Genomic DNA, 234 nt, shown 5'->3' on the forward strand with positions numbered 1-234 from the left:
TGATCGTCCATTGCAGATAGAATGGATCTTGCGAGGTCGTTCCCTCAGATACCGTCGACCCAGACACCGAAACCGTGGGCTGCGTCTCGCCACCCGCATCATCGTCGAGTACTTCGGCGGAGCCAATTGAGGTGGCCGCCACGATCTCTGGCGGTTGGAACGCGAGTGTAAAGAGCTCTGTCGGTTCGATGTCGGTGTCGCCGAAGATGGGGACAGAGACCGAGGCCGATGTCT

At 59.0% G+C, this 234-nt stretch carries 1 protein-coding gene; it reads right to left on the bottom strand.

What is annotated here, in order from left to right; all coding sequences use genetic code 11:
- A partial coding sequence (locus tag Q1A71_RS23625; RefSeq protein WP_299682840.1) for a hypothetical protein occupies positions 1-234 on the bottom strand: 234 nt, incomplete at both ends.

Source organism: uncultured Roseobacter sp., assembly GCF_947493125.1.
Taxonomy (GTDB): Bacteria; Pseudomonadota; Alphaproteobacteria; order Rhodobacterales; family Rhodobacteraceae; genus Roseobacter.